This is a genomic window from Paenibacillus sp. MDV22-iso6, assembly GCF_058408365.1.
The window spans coordinates 264,171-286,945 of record NZ_JBZVDZ010000005.1 but is presented as its reverse complement, the minus strand read 5'-3'; the positions used below and the strand labels follow the sequence as shown (position 1 = coordinate 286,945).

Annotated in this window: 15 protein-coding genes; all 15 read left to right on the top strand. The window is 47.8% G+C overall.

What is annotated here, in order from left to right; all coding sequences use genetic code 11:
- Positions 1-165: 165 nt before the first annotated feature.
- The 15 genes from AC4PM4_RS16290 to AC4PM4_RS16220 all read left to right on the top strand — a co-directional run bounded on the left by AC4PM4_RS16290 (position 166) and on the right by AC4PM4_RS16220 (position 22,599).
- Positions 166-1,692 (top strand): ABC transporter substrate-binding protein, encoded by a 1,527-nt coding sequence (locus AC4PM4_RS16290; protein WP_072732337.1) that lies wholly within the window; start codon positions 166-168, stop codon positions 1,690-1,692.
- Positions 1,693-1,814: 122 nt separating this feature from the next.
- Positions 1,815-2,513, top strand: a complete 699-nt coding sequence (locus AC4PM4_RS16285; protein ID WP_072732338.1) for a hypothetical protein — start codon at positions 1,815-1,817, stop codon at positions 2,511-2,513.
- 331 nt (positions 2,514-2,844) lie between these two features.
- Entirely contained in the window at positions 2,845-4,590 is a 1,746-nt protein-coding gene (locus AC4PM4_RS16280) for a sensor histidine kinase (RefSeq protein ID WP_072732339.1), read from the top strand.
- Between the two features lie 89 nt (positions 4,591-4,679).
- Positions 4,680-6,302, top strand: a complete 1,623-nt coding sequence (locus AC4PM4_RS16275) for a response regulator (protein WP_090949028.1) — start codon at positions 4,680-4,682, stop codon at positions 6,300-6,302.
- A gap of 124 nt (positions 6,303-6,426) precedes the next feature.
- Complete coding sequence (locus AC4PM4_RS16270; protein ID WP_063564727.1) at positions 6,427-8,112, top strand: type 2 periplasmic-binding domain-containing protein; 1,686 nt, start codon at positions 6,427-6,429, stop codon at positions 8,110-8,112.
- 247 nt (positions 8,113-8,359) lie between these two features.
- Positions 8,360-9,250: an ABC transporter permease gene (locus AC4PM4_RS16265; protein ID WP_062321959.1), complete on the top strand. Its 891-nt coding sequence runs from the start codon at positions 8,360-8,362 to the stop codon at positions 9,248-9,250.
- A 29-nt stretch (positions 9,251-9,279) separates the two neighbouring features.
- Positions 9,280-10,158 carry a carbohydrate ABC transporter permease gene (locus AC4PM4_RS16260; protein ID WP_064639146.1) on the top strand — a complete coding sequence of 293 codons (879 nt, stop codon included), beginning with the start codon at positions 9,280-9,282 and terminating at the stop codon, positions 10,156-10,158.
- 32 nt (positions 10,159-10,190) lie between these two features.
- Entirely contained in the window at positions 10,191-11,300 is a 1,110-nt protein-coding gene (locus tag AC4PM4_RS16255) for a glycoside hydrolase family 53 protein (RefSeq protein ID WP_274570417.1), read from the top strand.
- 34 nt (positions 11,301-11,334) lie between these two features.
- Positions 11,335-13,407: a beta-galactosidase gene (locus AC4PM4_RS16250; RefSeq protein WP_274570418.1), complete on the top strand. Its 2,073-nt coding sequence runs from the start codon at positions 11,335-11,337 to the stop codon at positions 13,405-13,407.
- 281 nt (positions 13,408-13,688) lie between these two features.
- Positions 13,689-15,128 (top strand): NAD-dependent malic enzyme, encoded by a 1,440-nt coding sequence (locus AC4PM4_RS16245; RefSeq protein WP_400343610.1) that lies wholly within the window; start codon positions 13,689-13,691, stop codon positions 15,126-15,128.
- A gap of 1 nt (position 15,129) precedes the next feature.
- Positions 15,130-15,855, top strand: a complete 726-nt coding sequence (locus AC4PM4_RS16240; protein WP_072732342.1) for an HD domain-containing protein — start codon at positions 15,130-15,132, stop codon at positions 15,853-15,855.
- 257 nt (positions 15,856-16,112) lie between these two features.
- Positions 16,113-17,180 carry an FUSC family protein gene (locus AC4PM4_RS16235; RefSeq protein ID WP_063564722.1) on the top strand — a complete coding sequence of 356 codons (1,068 nt, stop codon included), beginning with the start codon at positions 16,113-16,115 and terminating at the stop codon, positions 17,178-17,180.
- Positions 17,181-17,321: 141 nt separating this feature from the next.
- On the top strand, positions 17,322-17,783 hold the full coding sequence (locus tag AC4PM4_RS16230; RefSeq protein WP_072732343.1) for a hypothetical protein: 462 nt from the start codon (positions 17,322-17,324) through the stop codon (positions 17,781-17,783).
- Between the two features lie 240 nt (positions 17,784-18,023).
- Positions 18,024-20,399, top strand: a complete 2,376-nt coding sequence (gene helD, locus AC4PM4_RS16225; protein WP_491614040.1) for an RNA polymerase recycling motor HelD — start codon at positions 18,024-18,026, stop codon at positions 20,397-20,399.
- 343 nt (positions 20,400-20,742) lie between these two features.
- The gene (locus tag AC4PM4_RS16220; RefSeq protein ID WP_079694801.1) at positions 20,743-22,599 is read left to right on the top strand and encodes an adenine deaminase; all 1,857 of its coding nucleotides are present in this window, start codon (positions 20,743-20,745) and stop codon (positions 22,597-22,599) included.
- Positions 22,600-22,775 lie beyond the last annotated feature (176 nt).

Sequence of the window (22,775 nt, the reverse complement as noted above, 5' to 3'; positions counted from 1 at the left end):
AGAGGGCAACGGATAATTGAAGATGGACCTGAGAGGGCATATACAAAAAGCAGCGAGTACAGACACGCCGGAGGGCCGGCAAGCGAACGGACTTTTGCAGATTGGGGAACATTGCGAATTGGGGCAATCGGTTGCAGGGTCCAACATATGACGGGAGGGGTTCACTTGGTTAGAACGTTTAAGGTATGGCCGCGTTTCGCGGCAGCAGTTATGGCGCTGAGCCTGGTGCTGGCAGGTTGCTCATCAGACAAAGGCGGAACAACACCGGAAGCACAGGGTGGCGGTGCAGCGGAGACTGGGGGCAAGCCCTATGAAGTGACGTTGTATTATCCAGGGACACCACAGAAAGATGTAGCTCTGGTGGAAGCCGAGATCAACAAAAAGATGGAGCCCAAGATCGGTGCAACACTCAAGATTAATGCGATCGACTGGGGGCAGTGGGATAACAAGCTGAATCTTATGATCTCTTCCGGCGAAAAATCAGACATTATTTTCACAGCTGCTTGGCAAAATTATACGGTCAATGTGGCAAAAGGAGCTTTCTTGCCGCTCAATGATCTGCTTGACAAGTATGGGCAGGATATCAAGAAAAATCTCGATCCAGCCTTTCTGGAAGGTTCTCAGGTGGATGGCGTAAACTATGGCGTTCCTACCAACAAGGAGTTAGCTGCGACGCGTGGTGTACTCGTACGCAAAGATCTGGCTGACAAATACAAGCTCGATCTGACCGCAGTAAAAACATGGGCTGACCTGGAGCCGCTGCTCAAAACAATCAAGGAAAACGAACCAGGCATCACTCCATTCTATATGTCCAATACCAATGGTAACGGGCTGTTAGAAAATCTGGACTGGGATTATCTTGGTGATGCATCCGTTCCAGGCGTCATCTCCAAAACAGCGGGTACAACGACGGTACTGAATGAAGTGGAGACCCCTGAATTCAAGGAAGCGGCTGAGCTTGCACGCAAGTGGTATCAGGCTGGATACATTAACAGTGATGCAGCAACTTCCAATGTATTCCCGAAAGATCAGGCGAAGGCAGGCAAGGCCTTCCTGTGGACCGATGGCATGAAGCCGGGCAAGGATAAGGAAGAAGAAGGGTATGTCGGATATCCATTGACCCAGATCGAGATGACACAGCCTACGATTACAACCGGAGATGCTTCCGGTGCGATGCTGGCGATCTCCCGTTCCTCTGAGCAGCCGGAGAAGGCGATGCAAGTCATTAACCTGCTGCATTCCGACAAAGAAATCAACAACCTGCTCAACTTCGGAATTGAAGGCACACATTATGTGAAGAAAGACGGCCAGGACAACATTATTACCTTGCCGGAAGGTGTAGATGCGAACAGTCGCACATATAATCCTGGTGCACAATGGCAGCTAGGTAACCAGTTCCTGAACTATCTCTGGGATAATGAAGATCCGCAGAAATGGGAAAAGTTCAAGGAGTTTAATGCCAAAGGCGTTAAGTCACCTGCACTGGGCTTTACGTTCAATAGCCAATCCGTCAAAAACGAAATTGCTGCGGTCAACAACGTGAACAAACAGTTCAAACCGGGTATGACCTCGGGTGCAGTAGATCCGAATGAGATGATCCCGAAATATCTGGAGAAGTTGAAAGCCGCAGGTATTGATAAAATCATTGCAGCCAAACAAGAACAGCTCGACGCATTCCTGTCGAAAAAGTAGAATTGAGTTGCAAAACCAAAGACGTTTTCGGTTAAAAACCGGAGCGTCTTTTTTTATTTGGATCGTAAACCATAATAAGGAAATATATGATATAATCAGGTGGTTGATTAGGGGGTGTTCGTGTGTCGAGAACCAGACTTGTGTTCTCTGCGATGTTATTGCTGTTTGGCATCATTTTTACGTTTAAGCATCACCTCGGTTTCTCTGTGGGGGACACGATGTTGTCTGCTATAGGCATGTCGCCTTATACCACATCCTATGTAAGTGGTGTGCATATCACGTTATTTTTTGGAATGGGTATATTAGCGTGCAGCTACTATCTTACACGCAAAGAAATCATGCCATTATATCCGGTTCTGGCCAAACGGCTCTGGCTGATCGTTCTCGCTATTGTTCTCAGTTATTCCTACATGACGGATAAATTGATGTATGTAGCCAAATGGGGGGCATCCGGTATCAATGGTGTTTCCTATGTCCAAAACGATAGCTCCTGTACCTATGATGTACTGGAAAATGGCATTACACGAGTAAACTGTGACCTGACACTCAAAAATTACACCAGAGAGCCTGTAGCAGCTGTGCTTTTGCCTGACTTGGCCCGCAGTTACAAACACCAGGATGATCCGCTCTATGAATCCCTGCAATCTGTCCAGCTGAAGCCTGTGCATATAGAGATTGAGCCGCATGGAACATTTAAAGGTCAACTGGCGTTTTCCGGTTTGGCTGCCTCCCCACTGCGAGTCAAAGGAAAGCTAACCGATATTGTAATGGATGTCGCCGTAGATGGAGAGAACACTGTGTTTGACTACGATATTCCATAATGATTTTGCGTTAGCAAGATAGAATGAATACATAAGAAGAGCATTGCGAATTAGAAGAAATTAATCAATATATAGTGTTTAGAAAGGAGCTGGCGGTTGTCAGCTCTTTTTTTGCGTGGAAGTTGCAATTAGTGCAGAAAAGTTGGTTTTGTCACCTTTATGTATGTATATGGTAACGCTTACGATATATAGACAGTCTCTTTAAAGAGATTAAGTCAGGAATAACAGATGTGCTGTGGAGCGGATTCGCCTAGAAAAAATAGTTTATGTTTAACGCTTTCATCGTTAAAATTAGATTCACTGACTAATGAAGGCAAGGTGAGGTAAGCAGATGTCATACCGGACGAATCTATTTTCCAAAATGGTCATTTTAATTCTAATTATGCTGGTTCCAGTCGTGCTGCTGTACTGGTATTCCAACCATAAAACGACAGCAGTTCTGCGGGATGAACTCAATCGCTCCAACAGTAACCAACTGGAATTTTTTCAAAATCAAGTGAACACACACATCGAGTTGTTATCCTCGTGGCCGAATCTGCTCATCCATGATCCTGATATTGCGAGCTTCCGGCGGATCTACGCCGACAGTAAATATTTCGATCTGGATACGATCAATTTGGTTAAACGTATTCAGAACAAGCTGAGCATCCAGGAGAGTTCATCCAACTGGACAACGAAACTGTACCTCTATTCGCCGACGCTGGGCAGAGTCATCTCTGAAAGAGATGCTGGCTATTATGATCAGCAGACGCTGAGAGGCAACATATCATCCGGATGGAATGTTCGAAAGACTCAGGAAGGTGAAGATGATAAATTCATCTTCAGCTGGATCACCGTATCTCCGTACGGCATTAGCGATCCCGCAGCCAATGCGCAAACCGTGATTAAGCTAGAATTCGACAGTGACAACATTCGAGATATGTTGGACAAATTCAAGGACGATGGTCGCCATGATCCATTTTATTACCGGGAAGAGACGGGGGTCATCTATAACCGCACCTCGGATCGTGCCCTGACAGGTCAGCTGATGGACAAGCTGGCCATTGATAAGCTTAAGGATGTGGATAACCGGACGGTAGTCATTAACGGCGAGCCTTATATGGTTAATACGGTAAAGTCCAGCACGACCGGCTGGTATCTGGTCGATTACATGCCACTATCGGCTATTCTGAAGCCGATTCATCAATCTAATATACTGTTCTACTCAGCGATGATCTGTCTGCTATTGATGAGCTTTGCCGTAGCCTATCTGTTATATGTACAGGTCCAAGTTCCTGTCAAACAGTTGATTCGTGGATTCCAACGATTGAAGCAGGAGGATTATTCAGTCCGAATTACACCCAAAGGACGCAATGAATTCAGCTTTTTGTCCGAACGATTTAACTCCATGGTGGCGCAGATTCAGCAGTTGTTTGAACACGTGTACCTGGAACAGATTCATGTGCGTGAAGCCCGTCTGAAACAGCTGCAATCGCAGATTAATCCACACTTTTTCTATAATTGTTTCTCATTCATTACGAGCATGGCCAAGCTGAAGCGTGTCGATGCCGTCGTTGCCATGTCGCATAATCTGTCCCGATACTATCGGTATACGACGAGGCAGGAGCGTGATGTGGTACCGCTCACAGAGGAAATTGAGTTCGTCACCTGTTATCTGGAGATTCAGCAGATGCGTATGGACCGAATACGTTTCAAAATTGACTTATCGGAAGACCTCTTAAGGCAAGAGGTGCCTCCTCTAATCGTACAGCCACTGGTGGAAAATGCGGTCATTCATGGAATTGAAGCCGATGCCGAAGCTGGGGAAATACGGGTGTCCGGAGAACAGAGAAATGGCATGATGATTCTTACCGTAGATGACGACGGGCAAGGTATGGATGACTTGGCCCGGCAGATGCTGCTCCACAAACTCACAGGCGGTATGGACCAAGAGATGGGATGTGGGTTGTGGAACGTTAACCAGCGTCTTCAGCTCAGGTATGGGGAGCAGGCGGGAATTAGCGTCACGGAATCACCGCTTGGTGGGCTGCGTGTTACCTTGTCCTGGCCTACTGACGAAAAACATCTTATTGAATAGAAGGATAGAAATAGAGACGCCATATGACCACAGAATTAGAACTATAGAAAGAATGCACTGCATAACGAAGCAGATAGGGAGTGACTGTCTTGATTGATATTTTACTGGTGGATGATGAAACGTATGTAACTGAAAGTCTAGAATTGACCATTCCTTGGGGCGAGCTCGGGGTTACGACGGTTTTGCGTGCAGCATCTGGCAAGGAGGCGCTGCAGATCTTGGAAGAGAATGCAGTGGACCTTGTGGTGACCGATATTCGAATGCCGGGCATGTCCGGGCTGGAACTGGTGGAGGAGGTAAGCAGTCGATGGGCGCATATCCGCTGTATTCTGCTGACCGGGCATAGTGATTTTCAATATGCCAAAAAAGCAATTCAGCTGCAAGCTGCCGATTATATTCTCAAGCCAGTGAACGATGAGGAATTCATGGCTTCGGTCTCCGCTGCCATCACGTCCCTTCGGGATGATTGGGATGAATTTGATAAATACCATCGGTTGTTATATAGCCGGAAGTCAGATTATAAAATTTTGCGGGAGAATCTGATGCACGATTTGTTATTGGGCCGCGAGATTACAGCACGGGCACTGGGTGAACAGCTTGAGAAGTATGAGATTGTGCTTCAGCCGGATCAACCGGCAGTTATGATGCTAATTCGCCTTACAGGCAGGTTCTCGGCAATGGACCAGCAATCACTGGATTTGATGGAGTTTGCGGTTGGCAATATTGCCGAAGAGGTGTTTGGTCCCCAATTCAACGTATGGTTTGGACGAGGTCCTCATGAGAGTTTGGTCATGATGATACAGAGTCAGGACTGGACAGAGCCTGCTCAGACCAATGTGGAAGAACTGAAACAGCCAGTTGGAACTTTCCGCGAGCATGTCATTCGATATCTGCAAGGTGATCTATCCATGGTGGTTACTGCACCGTTTCAATTTGCCGATCTGACAACCGCTTATCGTAAAGGTTTGGGATCACTCGTACTATCGGGTCCAGAGGAAAATACAATCATTTACATGGATAAAGAGCTGTCCAAACGACCGGAGAACGATGCGGCTCAAGCGCTTGAAGAGCTCTATAAGCCACCCGTTCTGCCTCAATTGCTTGAAACCAAACAGTGGGAGGCTGCGGCACGTAAACTGAATGCTGTCTTTGATGCAGCGGACCGTGTATGTCTCTCCAGAGAGCATGTATATGAGATGTATTTGTCAGTAACGAATGCTTTTATGTACATTGCGCACAAGCAGGGGCATCTCGTACATGAGATTGATCATGCGGGATTTGATCTGCTATTGGCACATCAGTTGATTCAATCACCTGACAAGCTTCGCCGCTGGGCGACTGAGATGCTTGCCAAGTTGCAGGAGGAGCTGTCGGATCAGGAAGGCGTGCAGAGTCGCAGACACGTCATCAAGCAGGTTCAGGAGATGGTAACCAGAGACGCAGGACAGGATCTATCCGTGAAGATGATCGCAGACAAGGTGTATTTGCATCCCGTTTATTTGTCCAAGATCTACAAAGCCGAGACAGGTGAGGGGCTGGGCGATTATATGATTCGCATGCGGATGGAGCGTGCATTGTATTTGCTCAAAAACACCAACAAAAAGATATACGAGATTACCAGTGAACTTGGGTACCAAAATCCGCAATATTTCAGCAAAATGTTCAAAAAACATTACGGCATGACACCGAATGAATATCGGGATCAGGCATAATTTCAACATCATTCCAATATATAGGTTGCCAAAGGTGCAGAAATCTTGTTTTCGTGACATAGGCTGAAAGACCCGGCAGGCCTATAATGAAAGGGTAACCAAAATGATTGAAGGGGGAACAACATTGAGAGCGAAATCCACGAAAAAGAGATTACTGTCGCTTCTCGCAACGGCGGTGTGTCTGACCGGCGTCCTTGCAGGCTGTACAGGAGGAAATAGCGGAGGAGATAGCGAGGCATCAAGTACGCCAGCTATTGAAAACGAATACAAAGAAAAATATGATCCTGCAGTAACGATTACAACGGCATGGGGAATTGATCCTGAGCTAAAATTCAAAAATGGCGAATCGATGGAAAATAACGTAGCAACCAAGTGGGCCAAAGATCAATTTGGCATCGACATCAAATCCTTGTGGTCTGTAACGGATACGAACAACGCATTTGCGACAAAACTTCGTCTTGCTATGTCATCCGGTCAGGAGATGCCTGAAGTGGTAATGGTAGGGGACAACCTGCTTGCACAGGATCTGATTGATTCTGGCATGTACCAGGAAGCGGGTCCGCTGTTCGACAAATACGCTTCCGACACATGGAAAAAAGCGATGGAGCAGGATCCCAATGTATGGAACCAGTATAGCCGTGACGGCAAAAGAATGGGTATTCCCGTACTGGACTATGCGTACAACAATGATTACCTGCTGTGGATTCGCCAGGACTGGCTGGACAAGCTGAATCTGGAGGCGCCAAAAACAATCGATGAACTGGAAAAAGTCATGGATGCGTTCAAAAATCAAAATCCGGATGGCTTAGCTCCAGATAAGGTCATTCCGCTCAGCATTGGTTTCAAAACATCCATGAACACATGGATGGGAGATCCATCCTGGATCTTTGGTGCATACGGAACATTGCCGTTCCAATGGAATGTAGCTGAAGACGGCAAGCTGGAGTATGGTTCCATCAATCCTGGCATGAAGCAAGGTCTGACCAAATTGAGCGAATGGCTCAAAAAAGGTTACATCCCGCAGGAAGCAGCATTGTGGGATGAAAACAAAACAGCCGAGCCAGCAGTGGCAGGTACAGCCGGTATTATTCCAGGTCCATACTGGATGAGTGGATGGCCGCTTCTGGATACGGTGAAAAATGTGCCAAGTGCCGTTTGGAAACCGATTGAAATCCCGACCGGTCCAGAAGGCAAAGCTATGCGTCATGGTACACAGTTTGTTAACGGCGTCATTCTGATCAAGAAAGACATGGAGCACCCTGAAGCGTTCTTCACGTATGAGAACTACCTGTTCGACAATTATGCAGACCCGGCACCGGGTAGCCAGTATGATAACGGTCTATTTGCAAAGTATGACTATCAATTGGATGCCAATGGCAAACAATTGCCGATTGACCAAATTGAAGGCGGATATGTGAACGTTGTACGTTATTTGCTCGTTCGTGACGGCGCCCGTATTCCCGATGCTCAGATGAAAGCCCTGCTCAATCTGGCAGATGGCAAAGAGCCTGAGACGAAGCTTGAGAAGGATGTTGCTGTCAACTACGGTAAAGAGACCCCTGCCGCAGCGAAAGTGTTGCTCAGTCAGGAAGAAATCTCCTACAAAAACATGTTCACAGGTCCTACAACAGCGACAATGAAATCCAAGCTGGACTACCTGAACAAAATTGAGAATCAAGCCTTCAATGAAATTATTTATGGCAAAAATCCGGTAGATGCGTTCGATACATTTGTACAAACGTGGAAATCGGGTGGCGGTGACCAAATCACACAAGAGGTCAACGAATGGTATGACAGTGTGAAAAAATAAGGATACAGCAGCGTGCAGACCAACCAGGTCTGTGCGCTTTTTTGTCGTTATGAGAGCCTGATTTGCCTCGGGGAGGTGCGGGTCAGCAGTGGATGAATGACTGGAATGACAGCGAGTCCAAACTGGTTGCTTTTGTGCCATTTATATTGCTTTTATGTGCTGTTTGACCTATGCAAACGGTTGATATAATCGCAGTATAAGCCGCTCAGGGAGCACTTGAGTAGGAAGAATTACAGGGGGAGCAATCATGAGAACTTTAAAACGAACTTGGCCATTTCACGTAATGCTGCTGCCAGCCATCATCTTTTTGATCATATTCAGCTATGTGCCTATGGGCGGAATCGTTATGGCATTTCAGAACTACAAACCATGGCTCGGCATCAGCGGCTCGGAGTGGGTCGGGCTAGATAATTTTAGATATTTGTTTGAACGTGAAGACAGCCTGCAAGTCATATGGAATACTCTGATCATTGCTGTACTCAAACTCATTTTTAACTTGTTTGTCCCGTTTGTGTTCGCGATTTTGTTGAATGAAGTTCGCAAGATGGCGATCCAGCGAACGATCCAAACCTTGGTGTATCTGCCTCACTTCTTGTCTTGGGTTATCCTGGGCGGAATTCTGATTGATCTGTTATCCACCGGAGGACTGGTGAACCGGGTACTCGGAACATTCGGACTTGGGCCATATTTCTTCCTTGGAGATAACAGCTGGTTCCGACCGACGATCATTCTAACGGATGTGTGGAAAGAATTCGGCTATAACATGATTGTCTTCTTGGCTGCCCTTGCCGGCATTAACCCAGCGCTGTATGAAGCAGCAGAGATTGACGGAGCGGGTCGCTGGAAACAGACACTGCATATTACCATCCCGTCTCTTGTACCGATGCTGATGGTGGTTGGAACACTGGCACTGGGTAACGTGCTTAACGCTGGGTTCGATCAGATTTTCAATCTGTACAACCCGCTCGTATATCAAACGGGCGACATTATTGATACATTCGTTTATCGCTCGGCGCTGGAAAACGGAGAGATGGGCTTCGCGACCGCAATTGGATTATTTAAATCGGTCATCAGCATGGTCTTGATCCTTGTATCATACAGCTTAGCCAAAAAATACGCCGGATACCGCATATTCTAATCGAATGAACAGAGAAAGAAGGGACCACGATGTATCATAAATCAACGCCTTATCGCGTGTTCAATGTCATCAATATTTGTTTTCTCATTTTGGTTGCCATTATGTGTATTGTACCGATGATTCACGTTCTGGCTGTATCCTTCAGTAACAAGGCTGCCGCAGATGCCAATCTCGTTAACCTCTGGCCGGTAGGGTTCTCACTTGAAGCATACAAAAAAACGATGAATAACCCGATTTTCCTAAACTCTCTCTGGATTTCCTTGCTTCGGACAGTCATTGGTACGGGAATTACGTTGCTGATCACCTTTTTGGCAGCGTACCCGTTGTCGAAAGAAAATAATGAATTTAAAGGAAGAACCGTCTATTCATGGATTTTTGTTTTTAGTATGATCTTCAATGGGGGACTCGTTCCCTTCTATATGGTCATCCAGAAGATCGGCCTGATGGATTCCTTCTGGGTGCTGGTGCTTCCGGGAGCGGTTAACACCTTCCTCGTTATTCTGATGCTAAACTTCTTCCGGGGTATTCCGAAAGAGCTTGAGGAAGCGGCGCTGATGGATGGAGCCAATCACTTCAGAACGTTGTTCAGTATCTTCCTGCCGATTTCCATGCCATCTATCGCAACGATTGCATTGTTCAGCATGGTGTTTCACTGGAACTCATGGTTTGACGGATTGCTCTACATGAACAATGCCAAGGATTATCCGCTGGCCACTTTCATGCAGACCGTAATTATCAAACGTGATATGAGTACGATGGCCATGAACCCTAAAGAGATGGAAACCATTTCTCAAACCACAGTAAGAGCGGCACAAATTTTTATTGGAAGTGCGCCAATCCTCATTGTGTATCCATTCCTGCAGCGCTTCTTTGTCAAAGGTATGACCTTGGGTTCAGTTAAAGGCTGAATCTGCATCTAAATTAAACGGAGGTTGATGAAGTGAGCAATTTAAAGGAAGAGGCATTCGTTCTCGGAATGGATGTGTCATTTATGGATGAAATTGAGCAGCATGGTGGGAGCTATCGTGATGAGCATGGGCAGCAGGCGGACTTGCTGACCCTTCTCAAGCTGGGTGATGCCAATGCAATCCGGTTGCGAATCTGGAATGATCCTGTAGGCGGATTCTGTAATCTGGAGCGGACGGTAGCGGTAGCCAAACGGATCAAGGAACAAGGATTACAATTTTTGCTGGATTTTCATTATTCGGATCGCTGGGCTGATCCAGCCAATCAATGGAAGCCGAAGGCATGGGAGAAGCTGTCCTATGAGGAACTACAACGCGAGGTATGTACCTATACGGCGGATGTGCTGAGAACACTCAAGGAGCATGATGCATTGCCGGACATGGTGCAGGTGGGGAACGAAATAACACCTGGCATGTTATGGGATGAAGGACGTGTTGGTGGGGAAGAGCATGATACCGATGAACAGTGGGATCGTTTTGCTGGACTTGTGAAGTATGGCATCGCTGCTGTTAAATCCGTTGATTCGGAAATCAAAATTATGATTCATATAGACCGCGGTGGTGATAATGCGGAGAGTCGCAAGTTCTATGATCGGTTTGAGGCGCTAGGTGTGGAGTTCGATATCATTGGGCTCTCATATTACCCTTGGTGGCATGGAACACTGGATGCACTGCGGGATAATCTGCATGACTTGGCTGAACGCTACGGCAAACCAATCAATGTTGTTGAAACCGCTTATCCTTGGACATTGGAGCAGCCTGAAGGTCACGAGTGGATTCTGAATCAGGAAGAACTGTTGCTGCCCGGGTATCCGGCAAGTGTGGAAGGACAGACACGTTATCTGAAGGATTTGCTGCAGATTATTCGTGAGGTTCCCGGAGGTCTAGGAGCGGGATTCTATTACTGGGAGCCTGCCTGGATTCCTAGCAAGGAAGAGTGGTCTGTTGGACATCCGAATAACTGGGGCAACCTGACGATGTTTGACTTCAAGGGTCAGAAGTTGCAATCGTTTTCAGCGCTGAAGGCTGGAGAGGAAAATGACACTACATTGGATGAGCAGCCGAGTGCTGCATTGATCAAATAGATAATTAAAATGAAATGAATAAGGAGTTGTCAGCATGACATACAAATATCCACCTGTGAGTTCCAAAGCACCTCATATGTTACATGGTGCAGATTATAACCCGGAGCAATGGCTACGCTATCCTGAAGTCCTTGAGGAAGATATCCGATTGATGAAGCTTGCCAAATGTAATGTGATGTCCATTGGCATCTTCTCATGGGTATCCCTTGAACCGGAGGAAGGCGTGTACACGTTTGAATGGCTGGATCAAGTGCTGGATCGTTTTGCGGCCAATGGAATTTATGCATTTCTGGCTACCCCAAGCGGTGCTAGACCTGCCTGGATGTCGGCCAAGTATCCAGAAGTGTTGCGTGTTGGGGCCAATCGGGTTCGCAACCTGCATGGCTTCCGTCACAACCATTGTTACACATCTCCGGTATACCGAGAGAAGGTTACTGCAATCAATACAAAACTTGCAGAACGTTACTCGGATCATCCGGCAGTAATTGGCTGGCACATTTCCAATGAATTTGGCGGGGATTGCCACTGTGATTATTGTCAGGATGCTTTTCGCGGCTGGGTGAAAAACAAATACGGCACACTGGACGAGTTGAATCACTCTTGGTGGACGACATTCTGGAGCCATACCGTGACAGACTGGAAACAAGTGGAGTCTCCTGCCCCGCATGGAGAGACACAGGTCCATGCGATGAATCTGGACTGGCGCAGGTTTGTCACCGATCAGACCGCTGATTTTATCGTGCACGAAACGAAACCGCTTAAGGCCAAAAATCCCGAACTGCCGGTAACGACCAACCTGATGGAGTTTTATGAAGGATTGAACTACTGGAAATTCGCTGACATTCTGGATTTTCTGTCATGGGACAGTTATCCGACATGGCATGATGCGGACGAAGAAGATACACTGGCATCCAGAGTGGCGATGATGCATGATATCGTTCGTTCCATCAAGGGCGGGCAGCCGTTTCTATTGATGGAGAGCACACCAAGCTCAACTAACTGGCAAGAGACCAGCAAATTGAAACGTCCGGGTATGCATTTGCTGGCATCTCTGCAAGCAGTAGCACACGGCTCGGACAGTGTACAGTACTTCCAGTGGAGGAAGAGTCGGGGTTCCAGTGAAAAGCTTCATGGAGCGGTTGTAGATCATGTTGGTCATGAACATACCCGCGTGTTCCAGGATGTAACTGACGTAGGAGCAGCACTAGAAGGAATGCAGGCGGTGGTTGGAACGTCCGTTCCGGCTGAGGTTGCCATCATCTTCGACTGGGAAAACCGCTGGGCAGTAAAGGATTCCCAAGGGCCGCGTAACATCGGAGTGAAGTACGAGCAGACGGTCGAATGGCATTATGATGCCTTTTGGAAAAAAGGTGTGCCTGTGGATGTCATCGACATGGACGCTGATCTCTCCAAGTACAAACTGCTCATCGCACCTATGCTCTATCTGGTACGTGAAGGCGTGGGCGAACGCATTGAGCGATTCGTGGAAAATGGCGGTACATTTGTGGCCACGTATTGGTCAGGTATCGTAAATGAGAATGATCTGTGCTTCCTTGGAGGATTCCCTGGACCGCTTCGCAAGACACTAGGGATCTGGTCAGAAGAGATCGACGGCTTGCATGACCGTGATCTGAATGGGGTTGTGCCTGTGAAGGATAATGAGCTTCAACTGAATGCCGAATATGATGCTTTCGAATTATGCGACCTGATTCATCTGGAAGGTGCAGAAGCTCTGGCGACATATCGCTCCGACTTCTATGCCGGACGGCCTGCTTTGACCGTTAATCGTCTTGGTTCAGGTAAAGCCTATTATATGGCTACACGTTTCAAAGCTCCATTTTACGATGATTTCTATGGCAGTCTAATCGCTGATCTGGGTATAGAGCGTGCTCTTGAAACTCAGCTTCCTGCTGGAGTTACGGCACACATTCGTACAGATGGCACAGCGGATTATGTATTTGTGCAGAACTACACACCGGAGACGAAGCAAGTACAACTGGACAACCAGTCCTATCGTGATCTGCTGAGTGATGATGCTGTAGAGGGCAGCCTGGATTTGCAACCATATGATATCCGAGTACTGCGCAGAGCGGCTGAGCGTAAATAATATATTTGTTACTCATTTGGCTGAAAAATGTAGGGATAACAGCGATCGGAAGGTTGTTCTATCATCGGAGTGGCAAGTGTAAATATTCTTTAGTTTAACTTATATAGTGTGCAGAAGGGCCACCCTTAACGTCTCGATCAGACGGAGAGGGTGGCCCTTTTTGTCGTATTTAGATCACACTGAGCACTTTTTTTGGGCAAGATAAAGGATAAACGTGTCCGCGCAGCGAAGACAAACAGGTAACATTGCAACTCATGACTTTCAGTCTGGGAGGAATTGGAATGAATCAAAGGAATTTAGACGGTAACAGCTTTATTATTCGGCTGGAAATGACAACAAAAGACATCAAGTTTGGTGAAGTGGCCTCGGCCATCTCGGAAGCTGGCGGAGACATTATCGCCATCGACGTAATTTCGACCAATCAGGATGTAAGTGTGCGCGACTTAACTGTCGCTGTAACGGATGCACAAGATAATAGCAAAATTATAGAAGGGGTGCGCCAGCTTAAAGGAGCATCCATCATAAACGTATCGGACCGGACGTTCCTGCTGCACTTGGGCGGCAAGATCGAAGTTACGCCGAAGGTCCCGATTCATAACCGTGAAGACCTGTCACGTGTATATACACCGGATGTGGCCCGGGTATGTTCGGCTATATCAGAAGAGCCTGGAAAGGCATTTTCGCTGACAATCAAGCGGAATACGGTTGCCGTAGTATCCGATGGTAGTGCCGTGCTTGGCCTTGGCAACATTGGACCACGTGCCGCGATGCCAGTCATGGAAGGTAAAGCGATGTTGTTCAAACAGTTTGCAGGAGTGGACGCTTTCCCGATCTGCCTGGATACACAGGATACCGAGGAAATCATTCGAACTGTGAAAGCGATCTCACCAGCGTTTGGCGGGATTAACCTAGAGGATATTTCTTCACCACGTTGCTTCGAAATTGAGCGTCGCCTGAATGAGGAACTGGACATCCCGGTATTTCATGATGACCAGCACGGTACAGCAGTTGTGTTGTATGCAGGTCTGATCAATGCGCTCAAGCTGGTTGGTAAATCCATCACGGATGTAAAAATTGTCGTCTGTGGTATCGGTGCAGCAGGTGTGGCATGCAGTAATATTCTGCTGTCCGCGGGTGCGAGTCGGGTTGTCGGGGTGGATCGTGATGGTGCGCTGGTACGGACGAATACCTATGAAAATGAAGTATGGAGCGACTATGCGGCTCGTACCAATCCGGAACTGGAGACAGGTTCACTTCGTGACGTGATTCGCGGAGCAGATGTCTTCATCGGTCTGTCGCGCGGTAACCTGTTAACCCGTGAAGATGTGCAAACCATGGCCGCCGATCCAATTGTTTTCGCCATGGCGAATCCTGTACCGGAGATTATGCCGTCTGTGGTGGAAGACATCGTGGCTGTCATGGCGACAGGTCGCTCAGATTATCCGAATCAGATCAATAACGTATTGTGTTTCCCAGGTATGTTCAGAGCCGTTCTGGATTGCCGTGCCAGTCAGATTAATGAAGAGATGAAGCTCGCAGCAGCTCAGGCGATTGCTTCAGCCATTTCCGATGAAGAGCGCACCCGCTATTATATTATTCCGAGTGTGTTTAACGATAAAATCGTCAAATCGATGCGCAATCGCGTGATTGAAGCAGCGGTCAAAACGGGTGTGGCAAGACGTATACCGCGTGAACAAACTCGCGAAGGCGGGGACGTGTAAGATGCAAGAGAATTCCCCTCAACATCTGAACCTACACACGCAACAATTAGGGCATGGGGATCAGGTTGATGGAACGTTAACAGGAGAGGCTATTCTTCGGGCGGCTCGTGCTTTTGTACAGGGAGATGCGGCCGCACATACGGATGGTCATGACTGGCCGCATATCGAGCGGGTGACCGCACTTGCGGTCGAGCTTGCACACCGTATGGGTGCCGATCCCTTTATCTGTGAACTCGCTGCATTGCTTCATGATGTGCCGGATGAGAAGCTTAACGAAAGTCTTGAAGCCGGAATGGCGAAGCTGAATGCATGGCTGGATACCCAGCCGCTTGAAGCGGGTACACGGGAAGCTGTGGTACGCATCATTAGTTCCATTTCCTATGCAGGAGGGCAGCGACCTGCCGTCTCATCCCTGGAAGCCCAGGTGGTGCAGGATGCGGATCGCCTGGATGCGCTGGGCGCTATTGGTATTGCGCGTACGTTTGCTTTTGCCGGCGCGAGAGGTCGTGAGATGTATGATCCCGCCCTTCCGCCACGAGAGCAGATGACGCGGGAGGAATACCGGAATGGACGCAGTACAACGATCAATCACTTTTACGAAAAGCTGTTTAAGCTAAAAGATCTGATGAATACGTCCTATGGCAAGGAACTGGCAGAGCAGCGTCATGACTTTATGGTGCAGTTTGTGGAGCAGTTCAAGCGTGAATGGGAAGGAAGGTTTTCATAACTTTCTCCGTTTGAGTTAAACATACAATACCCCCTACTTCCGAGAGTGGAGTGTGGGGTATTGTTTTGTGTACATAGAAGTAGTAGGGAATGGAATTTAACTCATCAACAGGATACAGGGCATGGTAACCCAAAGGCTTCCATGATACAATAAATCGTTCTCCTGAATTGATTTCGGGCAAAAAAAGAAATATGGGGTAATAATGATAATGATCATCCAACGAATGAAATCAGTTTCGAAAAAGAGGAGGGGTCACCATGTCATTTGGTGCACGTGTACTTAAGACAGGGATTGCGGTCACGCTGGCCCTGTACCTTAGCAGCATGTTCCTGAACCCGCAATCTCCCGTTCCCGCCGCAATTGCGGCCATCTTTGCGATGCAGCCATCCATTTATCGTTCCTGGAAGTATTTCCTGGATCAGCTGCAGACCACCACACTTGGGGCAATTGTGGCCCTGCTGGGAGGCATGGTGCTGTCCAATGAGCCCATCGCCGTCGGGTTAATTATTGTGCTGGTTATTATGATTTGTCTTAAATTGAATATGGGCGAAACGGTTGGCCTGACGCTGGTAACCGTTGTATCAATTATGGAAGCGTCGGGTGACTGGCATTTTGCATTGAACCGTTTCCTGCTGACACTTGTCGGCATTGTATCTGCTTTTCTTATTAATATTACCGTATTTCCACCCAAGCCGAAGATTCAGTTCGTGAAACAGATTCAGAGTGTGTTCAGTGGCATGTCACTGCTGCTGCGGACATCGATCTCGGATGAGATTAAGGAAGTGGTGTTCCGGGATGAGAAAAATAATCTGGGCGGTTCCATTAAATCTTTGTCAGATAAATATAATTTGTTTGAAGAAGAACAGAAGAAGATGAAACGTTCCACATTCAGCGAGACCCGGCAGATGGTCGTATACAAACAGATGCTGCTGAGTCTGCAAAAAGGATTCGATGTGCTGGATTCGGTAGAACGCCATTATTTCCAGGCATCGCGAACACCGGAAATGGATCAGTTCTTTGATACACATCTGGAGCTTGTCATCAAATTCCATGAACATGCGCTGCTCAAATTCGAGGATAAGCTGAAACCGAACGGGGAAGAGGCGGCACAGTTCATTTTGGATAATGATCGCTTCATGGAGCAGGCCATTTCCCAGTTTGATATTGATCAGGAAGGGATGCTGAGACTGTCCATCGTAGCTGCCGCGATCTATGACTATGGCTATCAGCTGGAACGATTGAACCGGCTTGCCGAACATGTGCATAGTGCCAGTGAAGACAAGGAGTCACAGGATAAAATTCTGAATTGGCTTAAATGGCCGTAAACATGGTAGTACAGTTTGCGGTGATGTGGTTTCATCATATACAATGGAACCACAACCAGCCCGGACAGCGTGTCCGGGTTGTTTTGTCATACATAGCGCAAACCTTGCGCAACCAACTCAATCGAACCGAGGTAGATACGTATGAATTTAACACAGCTTGACCCTAAATGGACGCAGTGGTTCAATGGACAGGATCTGGAGCAGAAGCAGCACGAAGCGATGCAATTACTGACTGTGTCCGAAGATGGCTGGCCACATCAGGCGATGATCAGTATGGGGGAAGTTATTGCCGTCACGCCCAACCTGCTGAGACTGGCTTTATGGCCGGGAACACAGACAAGTATGAATATGAGTCGAACAGGCAAGGCTACCTTGATTGCTGTTCATCAGAAATGCTTGTTATCTATTCGTCTAGATGTGACTTCACTGCCACAACTCATGGAAGCTGTGCATCCGAGAGATCGTTTCGAGGCTAAGGTGTTAAACGTTCGTGTAGATCATGCACCTTATGCGGAGATTACTTCAGGGATAACATTTCAGTTAAAAGATGAGTCTGGGGCCATCACACGCTGGAGAGAGACCATTGAAGAATTACGACAATAGTATAGGAGCGTTCTATATTCAACCAATTTGAGGGTAATAATAGAATGAAGACAACAAAAAACGCCTCCGCTTGCATCGGGACGTTGTCACTGGTACAATAAAAAATGGTTTTCAGAAAATTAGAACTAATTAACATAAAATAAAAATGTTTACTTTCTAATTAATTATACCATAGCCTTTTCGGGCTTGTCAAATGGGCTTTTGAGGACACAATCCGGGGAAAGAGGGGCGTATTAATATATGAGTACAGACCAGCAATGGAGCGAGGAGCAACAGCGGGTCAACATTGTAACAGAACAGATTGATCGGAAAATCGACATCCTAGAAAAAGAGGTAGGTTCCTTCAGGGACGAAGTTGTGGGGATGAGAAAAGATTTCTGGGACGAAGTCACCATGAACTTCAGCGAAGCGGATGACGTGGGTGAGACCTCCACCAGTATGAGGCAGCAATCACAGGTTCTATCGGATCGGGAGCGCAGTCATCTGAATACGGCAGCAGCGCTGGACAAAATGAAACGGCTGCATCATTCACCGTATTTTGGACGCATTGATTTTAAGGAAAGTGGCTATCCGAAAGCAGAACGAATCTATCTGGGGATCGCATCATTGCTGGATGAGAAGGAGGAGTCCTTCCTTGTCTATGACTGGCGTGCACCCATATCGAACCTGTATTACGATGGTGCGCCAGGTCCGGTCACGTATCATACACCGAGTGGTGAGATCCGTGGCGATATTGAGATGAAGCGGCAGTTTGTTATTCGGGACGGACGTATCCGTTTTATGTTCGACACCGGAGTTACGATTGGGGACGAACTGTTACAGGCCGTTCTCAGTCGAACCTCGGATGCACAGATGAAAAGCATTGTGGCGACCATCCAGAAGGAGCAGAATCGGATTATCCGTAATGACCGGACTCGCATGCTGATCGTTCAGGGAGCTGCTGGCAGTGGTAAAACATCCGCTGCACTCCAGCGTGTGGCGTATCTTCTCTATAAATACCGCGAGCATCTGCAAGCGGATCAGATGGTCCTTTTTTCGCCAAACCCAATGTTCAACAGTTATGTTTCTACCGTACTACCTGAGCTTGGGGAGGAAAATATGCTGCAAACGACCTTCCAGGAGTATCTGGAACGCCGTCTGGGTCGTGAATATCAGCTGGAAGACCCATTCATTCAGCTTGAATATGTACTGACCGGAACAGAAGATCCTCAGTATGAAGCACGCATGTCCGGCATTCGATTCAAGTCATCCGAATCTTTCCTGAAGGTGATAACACGTTATAAGGACAGCATGATGTCGGAAGGCATGAAGTTCAAGCCGGTTCGTTTCCAGGGACGGGCTGTGGTTACAGCTGAGGCCATGGCAGAGAAATTCTATAGCTTCGGGCCATCCGTCAAACTGGTGAATCGATTGGAAATCCTGCGGGACTGGATGCTGAAAGAGTTATCGGCCTTTGGCAAAGGTGAATTGGAAGCCCCTTGGGTAGATCAACAAATGGATCTAATGGAGCCGGAAGATCTGCAGCGGGCCTATCAGCGCCTCAAGCGAAAGCAAAAAGGGAAGGCGGACACGTTCGATGATTTCCAGCAGGAACGGGAGATCCTTGCCCGGATGGTGGTCAGTGATCGGCTCAAGCCTTTACGCAAATGGATCAAATCGCTACGTTTTGTCGATGTCCGTCAACTGTACGCGCACTTATTCAACGACCGGGCCCAGATGGTTCGCCTGTTGGGAGAGGAAGAACTGCCTTCACATTGGGAAGAGATTAGTGAGATGACACTTCGCAGACTGAAAGTACAGGAGCTGGCCTATGAGGATATCACACCTTATTTGTATCTGCGTGAGTTGCTGCTTGGTTTCCATATTAACTCCAATATCCGCCATGTGATCATAGACGAGGCGCAGGATTACTCTGCCTTCCAGCTGGCCTTTATGAAAAGATTGTTCCCGAGATCGAAAATCACCGCACTTGGAGATTTTAATCAAGCTATCTATGCTCACTCTTCGGTATTGAGTGGTACGGGACCGCTGACTAACCTGTATGGACCGGAAAATACGGAAGTGATCGAGCTGACGAGAAGTTATCGTTCAACACAGGAGATCGTGGAGTTTACACGCGGCATGGTTCCCGGTGGAGAAGAGATCGTTCCATTTAACCGAGGCGGGGAGAAGCCGAAAGTGATCGTTTCTTCCAATGAACAGGAGCATCTGGATGTTATTACAGCCGATCTCAAGCATCTGATTCAGGAAGGGTATGAATCAGTTGCGGTCATCTGCAAAACCGCGGAAGAGAGCAAGGACATTCATGAGGCGTTAAGCAAAGTACTGCCTGCGGCACCGAAACTGATCAAGAAAACAACACTTGCCTTTGAACGGGGTGTTCATGTCATCCCGGCGTATCTGGCCAAAGGTGTGGAGTTTGATGCCGTTCTGATCTATGACGGATCTGCATCACAATATGCGCAGGAACATGAACGTAAGCTGTTCTATACGGCATGTACCCGTGCAATGCATTTACTGCATGTCTATTGCATGGGTAAACCGAGCCCATTTATTACATCCCAGTCCGAGGAATTGTATGATATGGGCAAGGTATCTGCGGCTCAGGCCGATTGACTTCGTCTTTCAGGTTCATGAAGAAGGCTTCCGTTCGATGGGACGGGAGTCTTTCTGTGTATTGCGGAATACGATGTGGGGAATAAGAAGCTCCATGGGGTTGGTATTTGGTGTGTGAGAAGTATGGAGGAGATCACTGGACATCACTGGACATCACTGGACATAGTAATTCCATCTCTTCTGACATGAGATCAGACGGATTAGGTTTCATGGATAAAAAATGATCCATCCTTTGTGTTCATGTACAATAGGTGTGAATTTTCTTTACACATGACGGCGAGACTCATATAATCGTAACAATCTATTTTTTTTGGATCGTTTATTTAATGAAGGAGGCAGCAACATGAACACACCATCTTTTGAACGCCCATTAATGGCGGATTGCGTACCGGATCTGGTGGCAACAGCACGGGGAGACTTGCCTGCTACCTTGGTCATTAGGGGCGGAACGCTGGTTAATGTGGTTTCGGGTGAAATTTTGCCGGGCATGTCTGTAGCGGTACAGGGAGCCCGGATTGCATATGTTGGTAAAGATGTAAGCCATACCATTGGAGAGAATACACGCATCATTGAGGCTGAAGGCAAATACATTGCTCCCGGATTGCTGGATGGGCACTGTCACATTGAAAGTACACAAATGAAAGTAACGGAGTTTGCGAGAGCCGTTCTACCTTCCGGTACAACGGGAGGGTTCTTTGACCCGCATGAGATCTCCAATGTGCTTGGACTCAAAGGTCTGCGATTGATGCTGGATGAAGCACGGACGACGCCAATGGCTGCTTATATGCAGGTGGCTTCCTGTGTTCCTTCCACACATCCTGGACTGGAGACAACAGGCGCTTATATTGGACCGGAAGAAGTGGCGGAAGCCCTCTCCTGGGGTCCGGATATGATTGGTCTCGGAGAAGTGATGAACTTCCCTGGGGTCGTGTACGGGGACGAGACGATGATCGGTGAGATTCAGGCGACGCTCCGAGCGGGCAAGGTGGCAGACGGTCACTTCACCTGGGCAGCGGATGACTGGCGTCTGCCAGCCTACGCAGCAAGCGGCGTTACGGGGGATCATGAATGTGTTACGAAGGAAGATGTAGTGGAACGCCTGCGGCTTGGTATGTACGCCAAAATGCGTCAGGGCTCTGCTTGGCATGACGTTGCGGAAACGATCAAAGCCTGCACAGAGCTTGGCCTGGATACACGTCGCATGATGCTGGTGACTGATGACCGGAGTTCGGAATCGCTGCTCAAAGAAGGCCATATGGACTTTGTTGTGCGTTTGGCCATTTCTCAAGGGGTGAAGCCGGTTACCGCTTTCCAGATGGCAACGATTAATACGGCTGAACGTTTCGGTGTAGCACGCGATATTGGTGCGGTTATTCCGGGGAATATCGCCGACATTATTTTGCTGGATGGACGCTTGGCTGATGTCCGTGTAGGCATGACGATTGCCGCAGGGCATATCGTGGCAGAGAACGGAAAAATGACAGCGGTCTGGGACAGCTTCACATATCCGGAAGAGGCGCTGAACACCGTGAAACTGGAAGCCAACATCCAGCCGAAGGATATGGAGCTGTCTGCGCCGATTACCGAAGGTACGATTGGAGCGAAAGTCATTCATGTGACGGAGAATCATGTGGATACCAAGGAGAAGCATGTTAATGTCACGGTGGAACATGGCAATGTCGTCGTTTCAACATCAGGTGAAATCTGCAAAATTGCAGTGCTGGAGCGTCACAAACAAACGGGCAATCGCGCTGTTGCTCTTGTTGGGGGCATAGGCTTCACAGGTCCTGCGGCCATTGCGATGACCGTTGCGCATGACAGCCACAATCTGCTCATTATCGGGAATGATGACGCATTGATGGCTGAAGCGGGCAACCGGGTCATTGGAATGCAGGGCGGCGTAGCTGTCGTGACTGCCTCTGGTGTGACTGAATTCCCGCTGCGCATTGCAGGCTTGATGTCCACGGAATCTTTTGAAGTGGTAGCAGCTCAATCTGCGGCTGTCAGTGAAGCGTTACAGTCTGCGGGCTGTACGTTAAATAATGCGTTTATGACGCTATCTCTGCTGGCACTTGTTGTTATTCCGGAATTGCGCTTGTCTGATAAAGGACTGGTACGCATTTCGGCAGAAGGCATTGAGCTGGTATCCCTGTTTGATGAGATGGTGGAGAATACACCGGCTGCTCCAGCTGGTAATTAATGAATAATAGCGTATCCATTCTTCCTTGAAATGGGAAGAGAAGTGTAGGTCGCCTTTGGGTGGCCTTTTTTTATTTTCACAGGAAAACGCTTACTAGGTCTTGAGTCGTCTGTTGTACATATGCAAAAAATGACCCATGTTGGGGTGGAATTAGGCTTAAATTAAAAATCTTTTCA